Origin of the sequence: Polynucleobacter sp. (assembly GCF_030693775.1) — a bacterium.
In the GTDB taxonomy this organism is placed as follows: Bacteria; Pseudomonadota; Gammaproteobacteria; order Burkholderiales; family Burkholderiaceae; genus Polynucleobacter.
This window is the reverse complement of sequence record NZ_JAUXZY010000004.1, coordinates 75,310-90,276: the sequence shown is the minus strand read 5'-3', so window position 1 is coordinate 90,276 and position 14,967 is coordinate 75,310. Positions and strand designations below refer to the sequence as shown.

The window sequence follows — 14,967 nt, the reverse complement described above, 5'->3', positions numbered from 1 at the left end:
ATTTTCCCACTTCCATTATGTTTGGTTTTTTTCGCAACTATTTTTCAAATGACCTGGCGATCGATTTAGGTACCGCCAACACCCTAATTTACATGCGTGATCGGGGTATTGTGCTTGATGAGCCGTCGGTCGTTGCAATTCGCCAAGAAGGCGGCCCCAATGGCAAAAAAACCATCTTGGCTGTGGGCACTGAAGCCAAAGCCATGCTTGGGCGTGTTCCAGGGAATATTGAAGCCATTCGCCCCATGAAAGACGGCGTTATTGCCGACTTTACGATTACCGAGCAAATGCTCAAGCAGTTCATCAAGATGGTGCATGAGAGTAAATTACTGCGCCCCAGTCCACGCATCATTATTTGCGTGCCTTGTGGCTCAACCCAAGTCGAGCGTCGCGCGATTCGCGAATCTGCTCTGGGCGCAGGCGCGTCACAAGTGTTTTTGATTGAAGAGCCAATGGCTGCAGCGATTGGTGCGGGACTGCCCGTATCCGAAGCGGCTGGCTCCATGGTGGTAGATATTGGTGGTGGCACAACCGAAGTAGGCGTGATGTCTCTCGGTGGCACGGTTTATAAAGGCTCTGTCCGCGTCGGTGGTGATAAGTTTGACGAAGCCATTACCAATTACATTCGCCGCAACTATGGCATGCTGATTGGCGAACAAACTGCTGAGCTCATCAAGAAAACCATCGGCTCTGCATTCCCAGGCGCTGAAGTGCGCGAGATGGAAGTTAAGGGCCGCAACTTAGCTGAAGGTATTCCGCGCAGCTTCACAGTCACGAGCAACGAAATCCTCGAAGCCCTCACCGATCCCCTCAACCAAATTGTCACGGCAGTCAAGGCCGCTCTAGAGCAAACACCGCCTGAGCTGGCATCTGATATTGCGGAGCGCGGCGTTATGCTCACCGGCGGCGGCGCCCTCTTGCGCGACCTCGATCGCCTGTTAATGGAAGAGACGGGCCTGCCTATTCATGTGGCTGAGGATCCATTAACGTGCGTTGCTCGCGGTTGTGGCATCGCCTTAGAACGCATGGACAAGCTAAGTGGAGTCTTCTCGCAAGAGTAAGTCGACCTTAGTCAGATAAGGTCTTGCAACACAGCGCCCCACCCCTCTTTAAACAGGGCATACCCGCTCTGGTCAAACTCATTGTGTGCCTGTCCATCAGCGCTGCCTTGATGTTGATTGACTTCCGCTTTAAGACCATTGATCTCGTGCGTGACTCCATCAATCTGGGCTTGCGCCCATTGGAATACATCATGCAGTTGCCGCGCAATTTGTTTACTGCGAGTGACTCTTACTTCACGACGCGCTCTACCTTGGCCATTGAGAACGCCGAGCTAAAACAACGGCAAAGCGAGCTAACACTGCTTGCGAATCAGTCCGAATTACTCCGCGCAGAAAACCAAAACTTGCGTGAACTTTTAAGTCTACAGAAAGAAGTTGCTTACAAAACGATCCCGGTTGAAATTCTCTACAACCCAAGCAATCCCATTTCACAGCGCGTGGTCATTGATCGCGGCGCAGAAGATGGCTTAAAGCTGGGCAACCCCATTGCCAGCGACGCAGGTATTTTGGGTCAAGTGGTCCGCCTGTATGCGGGCTCTGCCGAAGTTTCACTACTGGAGGATCGAGACTTTGCCGTTCCCGTGCAAGTCGCACGCAACGGCCTGCGTGCAGCCGTCTTTGGTACTGGGCGCGGAAATTTACTGGAGCTGCGCTACCTGCCGGTGGCGAGTGATTTAGAGGTGGGCGACGTCCTACTTACTTCGGGAATCGATGGCACCTACCCGCCCGGTTTTGCGGTCGCCATGATTACGCGCATCGAACGCAATGTGGATAAAAATACAGCGAACGTCTTTTGTACACCGGTAGCAGGCATTAATCGAAACCGTCAGGCGCTCGCCCTTTTGTATGACCCCCAATGGGATGCTAAGCCCAGCGCAGGGACCCCAGAAAATGCACCCGGTCGACGCAAAACCCGTACGCGAGGCATGCCATGATTGATTTTCAAAGTGGCTACATTCTGCGCCCGGTTAACCCAATATTTATCTTCGTCAGCCTGTTTTGCGCATTGCTCCTTAATTTATTACCGCTGGGCAATCACGCCTGGGTTCCGGATTGGCTGATCATCTGCATTGTGTTTTGGAACATCCACCAACACCGCTATGTTGGCGTAGTGTGGGCATCGCTCCTTGGGCTGGCGATGGACGTGCATAACTCCGACTTACTTGGTTTGCACGCCTTCAGTTATGCCTTGGTTGCCTATCTTGCTGTGGCGTGGCATCGCCGCATCAGCTCATTGCAGGTTTATGCACAGGCCCTGCATGTATTACCTATATTTATGTTGGTGTCGATTTTCCCAGTGCTGGTCCATTGGCTTTTAACAGGATCGATCTACTGGTGGGGCCTGGGAGGCGTCCTGCAAGGCGTGATTGAGGCTGCATTGTGGCCTGTTGCAACGAAGCTATTGCTTGCACCACAACGACGTCCAATCGACATTGATCACAATCGTCCGCTCTAGTCTCTGAGCTAACTGCAATGGCATCATTCAAAAAATCAGACCTTTCCTCATTTCAGGACCGCACTCGGATTGCCATTCTTTTTGTCACTGTTTGTTTTGTTCTTTTATTAAGTCGCCTAGTTTGGCTGCAAATCATCAATCATGGCAAGTACTCCACCTTAGCCGAAAATAATCGCATTGCCATTGTTCCTGCGCCAGCCATGCGGGGGCTATTGATTGATCGCAATGGGATTGTGATCGGTAGAAATTATTCTGCGCTGACCTTAGACGTCAACGTGAGCGAAATTGAGAGCAGTGTCGATAAGTTAATCGATGATCTTTCCGAGATTATCGCCATCAGTCCACGCGATCGCCGTAACTTTAAGCGCTCGCTAGAAGATGCTCGCAATATGGGGACATTCCCGTTGCGATCGATGCTGAATGAGGTTGAGACGGCACGCTTTATGGCAAACCGCTATCGCTTTCCCGGCGTAGAGATCCGTTCGCGCAACTTTCGGGAGTACCCTTACAACGAACTCGGCTCGCACATGATTGGGTACATTGGACGCGTATCCCAAAAAGACAAAGAGCGGATGCAATCCGAGATTAGCAATGCCACGGAATCCGATGATGCGAGTGAATTAAAAAATGCGTTCTTGCCGGGAATTCAGTACGTTGGCAAGATTGGCATTGAACAGAGTTACGAGCATGTTCTACGGGGCGTGCCAGGCTACGATCAAGTCGAAATCACTGCTGGAGGTAGGCCAATTCGAACGCTCTCCAGTTTTCCTTCAAAGCCCGGTAAAAACGTCATCCTCTCGGTTGATATCAAGTTGCAATACCTCGTTGAGCAGCTCTACGGTAATTTCCGCGGTGCATTCGTTGCAATCGAGCCTGCCACCGGCGATGTACTGGCATTTGTATCGAAGCCCAATTTCAATCCAAATGATTTTGTTGAGGGGATTGATTCGGCGACCTGGAAAGAGCTCAATGAATCCAAAAGCAGGCCGCTCTACAACCGACCGCTGAAAGGCCTTTATCCTCCTGCATCGACCTACAAACCGTTTATGGCGCTCGCCGCGCTTGAGCTCGGCATTAGAACGCCTTCTCAGGCGATTGCAGACCCTGGTTTCTTTACTTTAGGCACGCATACCTTCCGCGATGACAAGAAAGGTGGGCATGGCATGGTGGACATGGAAAAGTCTATTGTTGAATCATGCGACACCTATTACTACCTGTTGGCACGGGAAATGGGAGTCAACACGATGCATGATTTTATGCGGCCCCTGGGCTTTGGTCAGAAAACAGGCATCGACCTGGATGGCGAAGCCGTCGGTATCTTGCCGTCCACCGAGTGGAAGAAAAAATACTTTAAGAAACCAGAGCAGCAGAAATGGTTTGAGGGCGAAACAATTTCCCTTGGTATTGGGCAAGGCTATAACTCCTTCACCATTTTGCAAGTCGCGCATGCCCTAGCAAATGTGGTCAACGAAGGTGTAGTGATGAAACCGCATTTAGTGAAAGCGGTTGAGGATCCCTTTACGCGCCAACAAAAACTAACTACCCCGAAAGAAAGTTATCGCCTGAACTTTAAGCCGGAGAATATTGACGTCATCAAGAAATCAATGGTGGCTGTGAATCAAGTTGGTACATCTGCAAAGTCGTTTAAAGATGCCCCCTATACCAACGCAGGGAAAACGGGCACATCCCAAGTCTTTAGCTTGAATTCGAAAGAATATAACCATGCCACTACCCCCGAATTTTTACGCGACCACGCTCTTTTTGTTGCCTTTGCGCCCGCAGAGAAGCCCACAATTGTGATTGCTTTAATTGTGGAGAACGCCGGCTTCGGCGCGCAATACGCTGCGCCGATTGCGCGCAAAGCGCTCGACTTTTATATCAATGGCAAATGGCCTAAGGAGATTCCGGAATGGAAAAGGGCGCCATAAAGAAACGCATCTACCAATTTTTTTCTGGGCTTGATCCGCAGCTCGGCTTCATTTTTTTAGGCATTGCTATTTTGAGTTCGATCACGTTCTTATCGGCGAGCCAAAATACGCCGGTATTACTGGCAGATCAAATTCGTAATTTAGTGTTGGCTTTTTTGGTCATGTGGGCCGTCTCATATATTCCGCCTAAGTGGCTTGAGACTGCAGCTGTTTGGATTTATGTCATCGGCGTAATCCTGCTGATTGCAGTCGCTATTTTTGGCCTAGTTAAAAAGGGGGCGCGGCGCTGGGTCAATATAGGTGTTGTGATTCAACCATCGGAGCTAATGAAGATTGCCATGCCGCTGATGTTGGCCTGGTACTTTCAGCGGCGCGAGGGCATTCAGAATGGCTGGGACTATTTGGTTGCTGCTGTGATTCTGGCCATCCCTGTAATGCTGATTGCCCGCCAACCCGACTTAGGTACAGCTTTGCTGGTGTTTGCAGCCGGTCTCTACGTAATTATTTTTGCAGGCCTGCCTTGGCGGTGGATTCTTCCGGTGATTGGTGTGCTTGCTGTCGGCATATTGCTGCTCATCATTTTCCGCGGCAGCATTTGCGCGAGCGATGTCACCTGGCCACTCTTGCATGGCTATCAAAAAAATCGCGTCTGTACATTATTGGATCCCTCTTCTGATCCGCTGGGAAAAGGGTTTCACACGATTCAATCGGTGATTGCAATTGGTTCAGGTGGGTTCTTTGGAAAAGGCTGGGGTCAAGGCACCCAATCCCATTTGGAATTTATTCCTGAAAAACACACGGATTTTGTTTTTGCGGTTTATTCCGAGGAGTTTGGATTTTTAGGCAATCTCTTATTGCTCGGCCTGTTCTTTGCTTTAGTCAGGCGTGGGCTTGCGATTGCAGCGGGAGCACCCACCATGTTTACTCGACTATTGGGCGGCGCAATCACCATGATTTTTTTCACCTATGCTTTTGTCAACATTGGCATGGTGAGCGGCATATTGCCAGTCGTGGGCGTGCCATTGCCACTAATGACCTACGGAGGAACTGCGCTGGTTACCTTGGGATTTGGTGCCGGCATTTTGATGAGCATTCACCGCCACCGGCGACTGGTTCAAAGCTAAATAGCGCCAATAAAAAAGCCCGGCAGAACCGGGCTTTTGTTTCAGCTTGCGCGAATTACTTCTTACGCTTATTAACTGAATCTTTGAATGCCTTACCAGCAGAAAACTTCACAGTCTTCGCTGCAGCAATCTTGAGTGGCTCGCCAGTCTTAGGATTGCGGCCCATACGTGCAGCACGCTTGCCTGAACTGAATGTACCAAAACCGATCAATTGAACGGAGTCACCCTTGGTAACGGCTTTAATAATGTGCTCAATTGCTGAATTCAGTGCGAATTCTGCTTTGGCTTTTGAAATCTCAGCATCGTCAGCAATCGCTGCGATAAGTTCTGCTTTGTTCAAGTGAAGCTCCTTGTTGGTATATGTGTTGGCGCACAACGCGCTGACATGATTTTAAACACAAAAAATAATAAAAATAAAGTTGTTTGAACTATTTCTACTACGCACTCGAATTAGGATTGATCCAAAACAAGTAAATCAATCACAAAGTACTCTGTTTCCCCGAAACAACTGGTTGGCAGGCCGATGTGCTGTTCGTATTTTAGCGCTACTTTTTTTCCTAAGTTGGCGTTTATTTTTTGCGCCACAGCATCGTCGCGCACCGAAAAGAAGAATTTCTCTGACATGGTTCCCGGCATCGAAACCATTGCTAGCTCACCCTCCCAGGTCTTACAAAAGTACCCCCTGCTCGAGAATTTCTGAACATAACCGGCACGCTCTCCGTCGGCATAACTCCAGCTCAGCATCACCCAGGTATAGGCTGAAATGAGCGTAAGTCCAAGTAATATAAGGGCTATTAGGCTTTTAACAAATCCATTCATTGCTTTTTTCTCGATCGCATTTTGCGTTAAATTAGCGCCCCATGGCAGCGCTATTAGTGTTGCCATGCATTGCCGCATGCTCAAAATTAATGGTCATCTTGTGCCCATCTCGATCTATCATAACGCTGTAAGCATGCAAACAGGCTATTTGTATTGGGTGGCAAAATTGGGCGCATGCACAACCTATTTTGTAAGGGGCCTGCAATGTTCCGTTTTCTACTCGCTTCCATTAGTCTAATTTTTTATACGCAAACCGCTACCGCTACTGGGGAAAATACTTATAAGCAAGTGTGTGCTGTTTGCCATCAAAGTGGGGTCGCAGGTGCACCAAAGGTAGGCGATAAAGCCAAATGGGCGCCTTTAATTAAAGAAGGCCAAGCCCAATTAACTACCCATGGTTATGTTGGCGTCCGGGGCATGCCCGCAAAAGGGGGCAAAGCGGATCTCAGCGTTGCTGATTTTGCTGCATCACTTGTATTCATGGTGAACCAGTCTGGTGGCAGCTGGCAAAATCCAGATGCGAAAATGCTCGAACGCATCAATGCGGAAATCATCAAGCGGGAAAGCACTAAGAAAAAATAAGGGTGGTCTGCGCTTGATAGCAGTACTTCCTTATTTAAACTCAGCCTCCATAAGCCTGCGAATGCGTATGGCGGAGTGAGTAGCATCGTAATCGACATCATTCCAGGTCACGATCTGTCCAGCTCGAATACTGTTTTTTAAAGTTAGGTGATGTGCTAAGCCAATCGGTAATGCACTCATGCGCAAGGACCTCGCAGCCGGCATTAACTTTCCATAAACGGTGAAGCCGCCCTCGCCATCCAATACCTCACCTGCATTTAATCGCGCTTAGCGCAAGCAAGCACGTCGCCCACAAAGGCGCCCGTCGCACCTGTTGCCTCCTGACGCAAGGCCACACTTGCTACCGAGATTCCCAATTCAAGGCCAATTAAGTGGTAAGGCTTATACATGGCGGCATACCATCCAGAAGCATCTGTTTTTAAGCCGTACTGTAGAAAACAATCTCTGACATAGTGACTTGGCGCATGAAAGACCGCATAGACTCCCCAGCGTAAATCACGGAAGACTGGACGGCCATCGCGCTCGACCGACGACACTACTTCAACCATACCCTTGCAGGGCAGTAGGCCGCCATCTTGGGCGGGCTTTAGTAACGCAGGCAAATCATCAACGCCGCATGCCGGAAAGCCTAAGCCATCATCAGGCACCTGCAGATCGCAGGCATTCGCAACCGCAGCCATTTCTAGCGCTGACTTGGTGCCATCTAAAAATGAATTGAACATTTGCGCATTAAAGTCACCGCCCGCAACTTGTTCTTCACTAAACCCATAATGCCCCCACACGGTTTTAGGGGTCGATGCATGGTATGCCGGAAGGTATTTTGTACCTTTGCCAGCACACACCACTTCCAAACCAATGGTGCGAGCCCAATCAACCATTTCTGCAATTAAAGCAGGCTGATCGCCTGAGGCCATTGAATAAATCACGCCGGCCTCGGCAGCTCGCTTTGCTAAATAGGGGCCTGCCAATACATCGGCTTCGACATTCACCATGATGATGTGCTTGCCATGCTCAATGCAGCGTAGAGCATGCTCAATTCCGGCGGCAGGCACGCCCGTTGCCTCAATCACCAGCTCGATGGCATTGTCATTAATCAATGCACCGGCATCGCTAGTAATGTATGTGCTGCCTTTGCGCACCGCCTCAGCAACCGAAGTTGCCCCAAACTGATCGTCCTGCCATCCTACCCTCCGCAAAGCAGCCTGAGCACGTTCCGGCGATAAATCAGCAATTCCGACCAAATGAATGCCTGGTGTACGGGGTATTTGCGATAAATACATCGATCCAAATTTGCCCGCGCCGATCAATGCAATCCGAATTGGCTTTGAATCATGGGCCCTTTGTTGTAATTTTTTATACAAAGACATAAAAACTCCGATTGAGATCGCTATTTATGCTGCACGAAAGCTGTTCGCTCACTTAAAATGGGGAATAGTTGATTTTGCCTTGTTTTAAGCGGCACTCCATTTTTACTGAAAGTAACTGTTGCTGTTATGGAAATTCGCCACGCCATTCTGTTGATCTTTGTGAGTTCTGCCATCTATGTGTATTTTAGGGGCCGCGTTCGCTTTAGCGTCATGCGCTCACTCACAGACTATGTGGTTCTGTTAGCCCCAGTCAATTCCCTGCTCTATCTCTTTTCCAAAGTGAAAGCAGGTGCGTACATTCCTGTAACGGAGTTCCCTGAATTAAAAAAACTGCAAGACAACTGGGAAGTAATTCGTGCCGAGGCCTTGGCCTTAAATGAGGGCGGCTCGATCGCGGCCGCCACCGGTTACAACGATATTGGCTTTAACTCTTTTTTTCGCACTGGCTGGAAACGCTTTCATCTGTACTGGTACGGTAAAGATTTAGCTTCTGCTGAGGCAGCTTGCCCTAAAACAGTGGCCCTACTCAAGTCCATCCCGTCGGTCAAAGCGGCGATGTTTGCCTCACTGCCGCCTGAAGCAACCCTAGTACGGCATCGCGATCCCTATGCCGGCTCACTGCGGTACCACTTGGGATTAGTAACGCCCAATAGTCCAGACTGTTTTATTGATGTGGATGGCGAGCGCTACTACTGGAAAGACGGTGAAGCGGTGATGTTTGATGAAACCTACATTCATTACGCTGCCAATAAAACTGATCACCAGCGCATCGTTCTATTCTGCGACATCGAACGTCCGGTATACACCAAGGTAGTGCAGGCATTTAATCGCTGGTTTGGCAAGCACGTGATGAGTGCTGCTGCATCGAAAAACGTTGACTCGGAGCAAGTCGGCTTTGTGAATGTTCTATTTGCGTATGTTTACCATTTACGCAGTAAAGCAAAGCAACTCAAAGCCAAGCAACGCAGTGTGTATTACGTCGGTAAATGGGTGTTAATTCTGGGTATTCTTTGGCTGCTCTTTTGGTAAATGCCTAGGGCTTAAGGCTTTCTAATACGTGCTCTTTAGAGATCGGTGCCCACAACTCAATGCGCTTTACTTTGCTGGCTTGACCAGAAATAAGGTGAATCTGCCGCTGCGGGATGCGCAGCTGCTTTGATAACCACTGCAGCAAGGCTTCATTTGCCCGGTTATCCATGGCAGGCTGCTGCAAGGATATCTTTAAATGACCATCATGCGTGCCCACAATTTTGCTTACTTTGGCCCCAGGCTGGCAATATATGCTCAGCTCGATTCCGACATCCGTTTGTTTTAACCAGTGTGGCGTCATCAATGTACTTTAAAATCAAACCATGACTATACCCAATTCTGCCAATGTGCTGGAACACCTTTTTGCAAAGAATCGGGAATGGGCCAGCTCCATGGTCGAGGCGGATCCGGATTTTTTTACACGCTTAGTGTCGCAACAGGCCCCGGATTTTTTGTGGATTGGCTGTGCCGATAGCCGCGTACCTGCAAATGCCATCGTTGGCCTTTTGCCTGGCGAACTCTTTGTTCATCGCAATATCGCCAATGTCGTTGTCCACACCGACCTGAATTGCCTTTCTGTTTTGCAATTTGCCATCGATCTTCTCAAGGTAAAGCACGTGATTGTCTGTGGTCACTATGGCTGCTCTGGCGTGCATGCCGCTCTCGGCGATAGGCGCGTAGGCCTTGCCGACAATTGGCTCAGGCATGTGAAAGATGTACATCAAAAGCATGAGCGCTATCTCGGTGAGGCCTTGCCAAAACACGTACGCCAAGATCGCCTGTGCGAACTCAATGTCATTGAACAAGTTACGAATGTATGTGAAACAACCATCGTCCAAGATGCTTGGTCACGGGGGCAAGACCTCACCATTCATGGCTGGGTATATCGCCTAGAAGATGGCGGACTCCATGATCTTGGCATGACCGTTGGGCCAAGCGATGACATTAAATCACTCACTGACCAAAGCCTGCTTCGGTACAACAAAGCCAGTCTTGATTAAAGCGGCGCTTAATTATGTCGGCGTAGGCTTTTTGCTGCTCCTATCGGTCTTACCTTACCGCCTTGTGGTGTTGTTTGGGTATGGGCTGGGTACGCTAGCGGCGCGCATCCCTGGAAAGCGCAATCGGGTTGTTAAAACCAATTTACAACTGTGCTTTCCACAACTAAGTGATTCCGAAATCAATGCAATCGCAAACGAGCATTGGAAGCTATTGGGTCGCAGCATTGCAGAGCGGGGGATTATTTGGCTGGGTAGTGCGCAAGCCGTATCCAACATGATTGAGGTTCGCTCTGCAGTCGACTTACGCGACAAAAAGCCCCGCATTCTAGTCAATATGCATTTCACGGGCATCGAGGGCAGCATTGTGATTAGCGCCCTTGCAGAGAAGCGAGGCTGGCCGCGAACGTCTGGCCTCTTTCAGCGCATGAAGAATTCTTTTTTCAATGAGCGCATCATTCGATGGCGAAATCGCTTTGGCGGAAACGCCATCGATCGCCAAGGCAACTTACTCCCGTTGATTCGTGAAATTCGCAAAGGTAATCTAATCATCATTGCACCTGATTTAGATCTTGGCCTCAAGGATTCCGTGTTTGTCCCTTTTTTTGACATTCCAACCAACACCATTACAGCCGTATCTCGCCTAGCGCTTATTGCGCAAGCAGAAGTGTGCATGATGGTTACCACTTTGCTGCCAGACCGTTCGCGCTATTGCTGCGTCATTAGCAAACCGATTGATGGCTTTCCAAGCGATGATGTTATTGCTGATGCCGCACGCCTAAATGCAATCTACGAAGCCGAGATCCGCCAGCATATTGCGGAGTACTACTGGGTGCATAAACGGTTTAAAAATCGTCCAGCCGGCCAAGCCAATCCTTACTAGGCCAGCCTTGCGCAAGATGGATTTAACTTCCTTGCCGGCGATTGACTAAATAAATACCCAGTGCAATTGAAATAAAAGCAGCGATCAAGCTGCCGTTGATTGGATCACCTGCGAGAAAAAATCCAAAGAGCAGTCCAAACATCGGCGTGAGGAAACTAAACGCAGACACTTTAGTTGCAAGGTAGTGGCGCAAAAGCCAAAACCAGAATAAATAACTAGCAGCCGCAATAATCACAGATTGCAGAAATAGGGAGGCCATTGCTTTGATCGAAAGCGTTTCGGGTAGCGGAACGCTATATACAAAGCAAAGCGCAATTAAGGCAATGGAGGAGAAAAACAGCTGGAAGAATAGAGTGCGCTCTGGCTGAATTTGTCCAAGCGCAGTAGTGCGCACCACAATGGTTGTAAATGCCCATGCCGTAGCAGCGCCAATGACGGCAATATCACCCAGTAGAAAGTGGGCGGCGCTACTTGAAAATCCATCGTGAAAAGCAAACGCTAAACCGCCAAAGGCAATGAGTAGGCCACTCGACTGCATCCAATTCAGGCGCTCTGCCGGTATAAAGATGGGCAACACTAAAGCCACAATAAATGGGGCTAAATACAGGAAGGTGATAGCGCGTGATGTATTGGTGTGCTCGAGGGCCGAATACAACAATACAAACTCAGCAAAAAATAGGAGGCCAGCAATCATGCCTGGCATGAGTGTACGGTCCGACTGAAATGGCCGAATCCCTTTAAACATCATCCAGACCCACACGCATGCGCTGGCAATAATCGAGCGAATGGTCAATTGCATGAGTAGCGGAACTTCGTCTGCTATTGCCTGAATGGCAATCTGTTGATATCCCCATATCAAACAACACCCCGTTATCAGGATAATCGCCTGCCAATCCAAGCTCGGCTTACGATCGTCGACCGGTTTTATTGCATCTACCTGCGGTTTTGGCTCTTTTTGGGGTGCATTCATTCGGAATTCAGTTTAGCAAGGCGCTGTGTAATTCATAATAGCGTGATGGAACAATTTCGCGTCTCTAAACTGCTTTCCGAACTCGGTCTGTGCTCACGGCGCGAGGCGGACTCCTATATTGAGCAAGGCCTGGTTACGGTGGATGGCAAGGTTGTGTCTGAACTCGGCTCACGCGCATACCGCAGTCAAAAAATTGAATTGCGCTTAGACGCCCAGAAACAGCAAGCTGCCCGCGTCACCGTCATCCTCAATAAACCCGTTGGCTTTATTTCCCACCGGGATGATGATCAAGAGTACCAACCAGCGGCATCGCTGATCACCCCCGAAAACTTTTATGCGGGCGACTCTAAACACACTGGCCGCTTTAATACCAAGGGTTTAGCGCCGGCAGGTCGACTCGATATCGACTCCACTGGCATGCTGGTCTTAACGCAGGATGGGCGCATCGCCAAACTCTTGATTGGCGAAAACAGCCCGATTGAAAAAGAGTACTTGGTGCGGGTTGAAGGCAAGCTCTCGTTTGATGATCTGGATTTGCTTCGCCATGGACTCATTCTCGATGATCAGCCCCTCAAGCCTGCCAAGGTCAGCTGGCAGAATGAAGATCAATTGCGTTTTGTATTGCGTGAGGGCCGCAAGCGCCAAATCCGCAGAATGTGCGAACTGGTTGGCCTTCGGGTCTTAGGCTTAAAACGCGTGCGCATGGGCCGAATTTCCTTGGGCCCCCTGCCCGCTGGTCAGTGGCGATTTTTACGTCCAGAAGAGCGCTTCTAACGGAGCCCGCAAACACCGCCCCTTATAATTGCATCAGAATTTATACCTTAAGTAGAACAGCCATCGATCCGCAGCAGTCCGCATCCCCAAGCCAAGAAGTACTTCGTCGCCGTAGCTTTGCCATCATCTCTCATCCTGATGCTGGTAAAACCACGCTGACCGAAAAGCTATTGTTGTACGCGGGGGCAATCCAAATTGCTGGTAGCGTCAAGGCCCGCAAGGCCAGTCGCCACGCGACCTCGGACTGGATGGAAATCGAAAAACAACGTGGTATCTCGGTTGCGAGCTCCGTGATGCAAATGGAATACCGCGATTGCATCATTAACTTGCTGGATACGCCAGGGCACCAAGACTTTTCTGAAGATACCTACCGCGTACTAACTGCAGTGGACTCAGCACTCATGGTGATTGATGCGGCCAACGGCGTGGAATCACAGACCTTACGGCTCTTAGAGGTCTGCCGCGCCCGTAATACGCCGCTGATTACCTTCATCAATAAGATGGATCGCGAAGTCAAACGGCCGCTTGAGCTGATGGATGAAATCGAGAATGCCCTTGGAATGGAAGTGGTACCGTTTACTTGGCCTGTGGGCATGGGCAAATCCTTTGCTGGCGTAATTGATATTGCCAAATCCAAGATGCGGCTCTTTAAAGCTGGAGAGGATCGCGTCTCCGATAGCTCTGACACCCTGATTGATATTCATGATCCAGCCCTGCAAGAACGGCTCGGCTCCGATCTAAAAGAAGCGCTGGCCGAAGTTGATTTGATTCGCAATGCCATGCCTGAATTTAATCTAGAGGCATTCTTGGCCGGCAAGCAATCTCCGGTATTCTTTGGTTCCGCGATTAATAACTTTGGTGTACGTGAAATTCTCAACACCCTAGTTGAACTTGCGCCGCCACCCGGCTCTCGCAAAGCTATTCAGCGCGAAGTACTGCCGTCCGAGGGTAAGTTTTCTGCCGTGGTTTTTAAGATTCAGGCGAATATGGATCCCGCGCACCGTGATCGTGTTGCCTTCTTGCGGATTTGTTCGGGGCACTTTCAGCGCGGCATGCGCCTGAAGATTTGCCGTAACGGCAAAGAAGTTCGAACCAACAATGCGCTGTCTTTTTTATCGCAGCGGCGCGACATTCTCGATGAGGCTTTTCCTGGTGACATCATTGGCCTGCCCAATCATGGCTTGCTGCGCTTAGGCGATACACTGACCGAAGGCGAGCAACTTCAATTCACTGGCCTGCCTTTTTTTGCGCCAGAGATTTTTAAATTAGTTGAGTCTGCCGATCCGCTGCGCTCGAAGCAATTGCGTACGGGCCTCATGCAGCTCGGCGAAGAAGGTGCGATCCAAGTATTTAGGCCCATGGCGGGTGGCATCATGCTACTGGGGGCATTTGGTCAATTGCAGTTTGAAGTAGTCGCCCATCGCCTCAAGAGCGAATATGGTGCTGAAGTACGGCTATTGCCAGCCCGTTATAGCTTAGCGCGCTGGGTCAGCTCAACTGACCCCGTTGCTCTTAAAAAATTTACACAAGAAAATATTCACCGCATGGCGGAAGACGTTGTTGGCGCCGCCGTATTTTTAGCAACCCATAAATCAGAACTCGATGTTGCGCAGCAGCGCTGGGAGAGCATTGAGTTTCATGCCTTGCGTGAGCATGCTGGTTTGATCTATCAATCGGAGCTTGCTGGCTAACTAGGGCCTGCAGTCAAAGACGGTGACTACACCGCCATCCGTTTCTCGGTAAATTGCTTTTTTGCCATACTGCATGCAGTAAGCCTGCGCCTTGCTTTGCAAGTCTGCACGCGACTCATTGGTGGAGTTTAGAAACGTCACCTTGTTAGAATCCGACGCATCGGTATAGATGGTTGCGCATGCTGATAATTGAAGACCAATCAGCAACGCCATTCCAAGATTCAGAAAACGCCGCACCGCGCTCATACTAAACACCGAGATTCGCATCGGGTGCGGCACGCGCAC

At 49.8% G+C, this 14,967-nt stretch carries 16 protein-coding genes and 1 pseudogene; 11 read left to right on the top strand and 6 right to left on the bottom strand.

From position 1 onward, the window contains the following. Positions 1-17 precede the first annotated feature (17 nt). Genes Q8M75_RS03215 through rodA form a run of 5 tightly spaced genes read left to right on the top strand, consistent with a single transcriptional unit; the run spans position 18 to position 5,569 of the window. A complete protein-coding gene (locus tag Q8M75_RS03215) occupies positions 18-1,061 on the top strand; it encodes a rod shape-determining protein (RefSeq protein WP_305486112.1) in 1,044 nt (347 codons plus the stop codon). A 23-nt stretch (positions 1,062-1,084) separates the two neighbouring features. Then, positions 1,085-1,996: a rod shape-determining protein MreC gene (mreC, locus tag Q8M75_RS03210; protein ID WP_305486109.1), complete on the top strand. Its 912-nt coding sequence runs from the start codon at positions 1,085-1,087 to the stop codon at positions 1,994-1,996. After that, positions 1,993-2,517 carry a rod shape-determining protein MreD gene (mreD, locus tag Q8M75_RS03205; RefSeq protein ID WP_305486106.1) on the top strand — a complete coding sequence of 175 codons (525 nt, stop codon included), beginning with the start codon at positions 1,993-1,995 and terminating at the stop codon, positions 2,515-2,517. The genes mreC and mreD overlap by 4 nt, the downstream gene beginning before the upstream one ends. Before the next feature lie 17 nt (positions 2,518-2,534). Further along, positions 2,535-4,445, top strand: a complete 1,911-nt coding sequence (gene mrdA / locus Q8M75_RS03200) for a penicillin-binding protein 2 (protein WP_371131738.1) — start codon at positions 2,535-2,537, stop codon at positions 4,443-4,445. Continuing rightward, positions 4,427-5,569 carry a rod shape-determining protein RodA gene (rodA, locus tag Q8M75_RS03195; RefSeq protein ID WP_305486103.1) on the top strand — a complete coding sequence of 381 codons (1,143 nt, stop codon included), beginning with the start codon at positions 4,427-4,429 and terminating at the stop codon, positions 5,567-5,569. The genes mrdA and rodA overlap by 19 nt, the downstream gene beginning before the upstream one ends. A gap of 55 nt (positions 5,570-5,624) precedes the next feature. Here rodA and Q8M75_RS03190 read toward each other — a convergent pair whose 3' ends face one another. After that, complete coding sequence (locus tag Q8M75_RS03190) at positions 5,625-5,909, bottom strand: HU family DNA-binding protein (protein WP_108470166.1); 285 nt, start codon at positions 5,907-5,909, stop codon at positions 5,625-5,627. 110 nt (positions 5,910-6,019) lie between these two features. Continuing rightward, positions 6,020-6,454 carry a hypothetical protein gene (locus Q8M75_RS03185; protein WP_371131737.1) on the bottom strand — a complete coding sequence of 145 codons (435 nt, stop codon included), beginning with the start codon at positions 6,452-6,454 and terminating at the stop codon, positions 6,020-6,022. 138 nt (positions 6,455-6,592) lie between these two features. On the opposite strand from Q8M75_RS03185, the gene Q8M75_RS03180 reads away from it, so the two are divergent. Next, positions 6,593-6,970, top strand: coding sequence for a cytochrome c5 family protein (locus Q8M75_RS03180; protein WP_305486099.1), 378 nt, complete (start codon positions 6,593-6,595; stop codon positions 6,968-6,970). 30 nt (positions 6,971-7,000) lie between these two features. Here Q8M75_RS03180 and Q8M75_RS03175 read toward each other — a convergent pair. Beyond that, positions 7,001-8,337: pseudogene (locus tag Q8M75_RS03175) on the bottom strand (NAD(P)H-dependent oxidoreductase). 132 nt (positions 8,338-8,469) lie between these two features. Here Q8M75_RS03175 and Q8M75_RS03170 point away from each other — a divergent pair. Further along, complete coding sequence (locus tag Q8M75_RS03170; RefSeq protein WP_305488143.1) at positions 8,470-9,366, top strand: aspartyl/asparaginyl beta-hydroxylase domain-containing protein; 897 nt, start codon at positions 8,470-8,472, stop codon at positions 9,364-9,366. A 4-nt stretch (positions 9,367-9,370) separates the two neighbouring features. On the opposite strand, the gene Q8M75_RS03165 is transcribed toward Q8M75_RS03170, so the two are convergent. Beyond that, positions 9,371-9,667: a DUF167 domain-containing protein gene (locus tag Q8M75_RS03165; RefSeq protein ID WP_305486096.1), complete on the bottom strand. Its 297-nt coding sequence runs from the start codon at positions 9,665-9,667 to the stop codon at positions 9,371-9,373. A gap of 22 nt (positions 9,668-9,689) precedes the next feature. Here Q8M75_RS03165 and can point away from each other — a divergent pair, with 22 nt between their 5' ends. Beyond that, positions 9,690-10,367 carry a carbonate dehydratase gene (gene can, locus Q8M75_RS03160; protein WP_305486093.1) on the top strand — a complete coding sequence of 226 codons (678 nt, stop codon included), beginning with the start codon at positions 9,690-9,692 and terminating at the stop codon, positions 10,365-10,367. After that, complete coding sequence (locus Q8M75_RS03155; protein ID WP_305486091.1) at positions 10,306-11,247, top strand: lipid A biosynthesis acyltransferase; 942 nt, start codon at positions 10,306-10,308, stop codon at positions 11,245-11,247. Before can ends, Q8M75_RS03155 begins: the two co-directional genes overlap by 62 nt. A gap of 22 nt (positions 11,248-11,269) precedes the next feature. On the opposite strand, the gene Q8M75_RS03150 is transcribed toward Q8M75_RS03155, so the two are convergent. Next, positions 11,270-12,217 carry a DMT family transporter gene (locus Q8M75_RS03150; protein ID WP_305486089.1) on the bottom strand — a complete coding sequence of 316 codons (948 nt, stop codon included), beginning with the start codon at positions 12,215-12,217 and terminating at the stop codon, positions 11,270-11,272. A 45-nt stretch (positions 12,218-12,262) separates the two neighbouring features. On the opposite strand from Q8M75_RS03150, the gene Q8M75_RS03145 reads away from it, so the two are divergent. Further along, a complete protein-coding gene (locus tag Q8M75_RS03145; RefSeq protein ID WP_305486088.1) occupies positions 12,263-12,991 on the top strand; it encodes a pseudouridine synthase in 729 nt (242 codons plus the stop codon). 62 nt (positions 12,992-13,053) lie between these two features. Then, positions 13,054-14,682, top strand: coding sequence for a peptide chain release factor 3 (locus tag Q8M75_RS03140; RefSeq protein ID WP_305488141.1), 1,629 nt, complete (start codon positions 13,054-13,056; stop codon positions 14,680-14,682). Here the strand turns inward: Q8M75_RS03140 and Q8M75_RS03135 are convergent, their stop codons facing one another. Beyond that, entirely contained in the window at positions 14,683-14,961 is a 279-nt protein-coding gene (locus Q8M75_RS03135) for a hypothetical protein (RefSeq protein ID WP_305486087.1), read from the bottom strand. It lies immediately after the preceding gene. Positions 14,962-14,967: the final 6 nt, after the last annotated feature.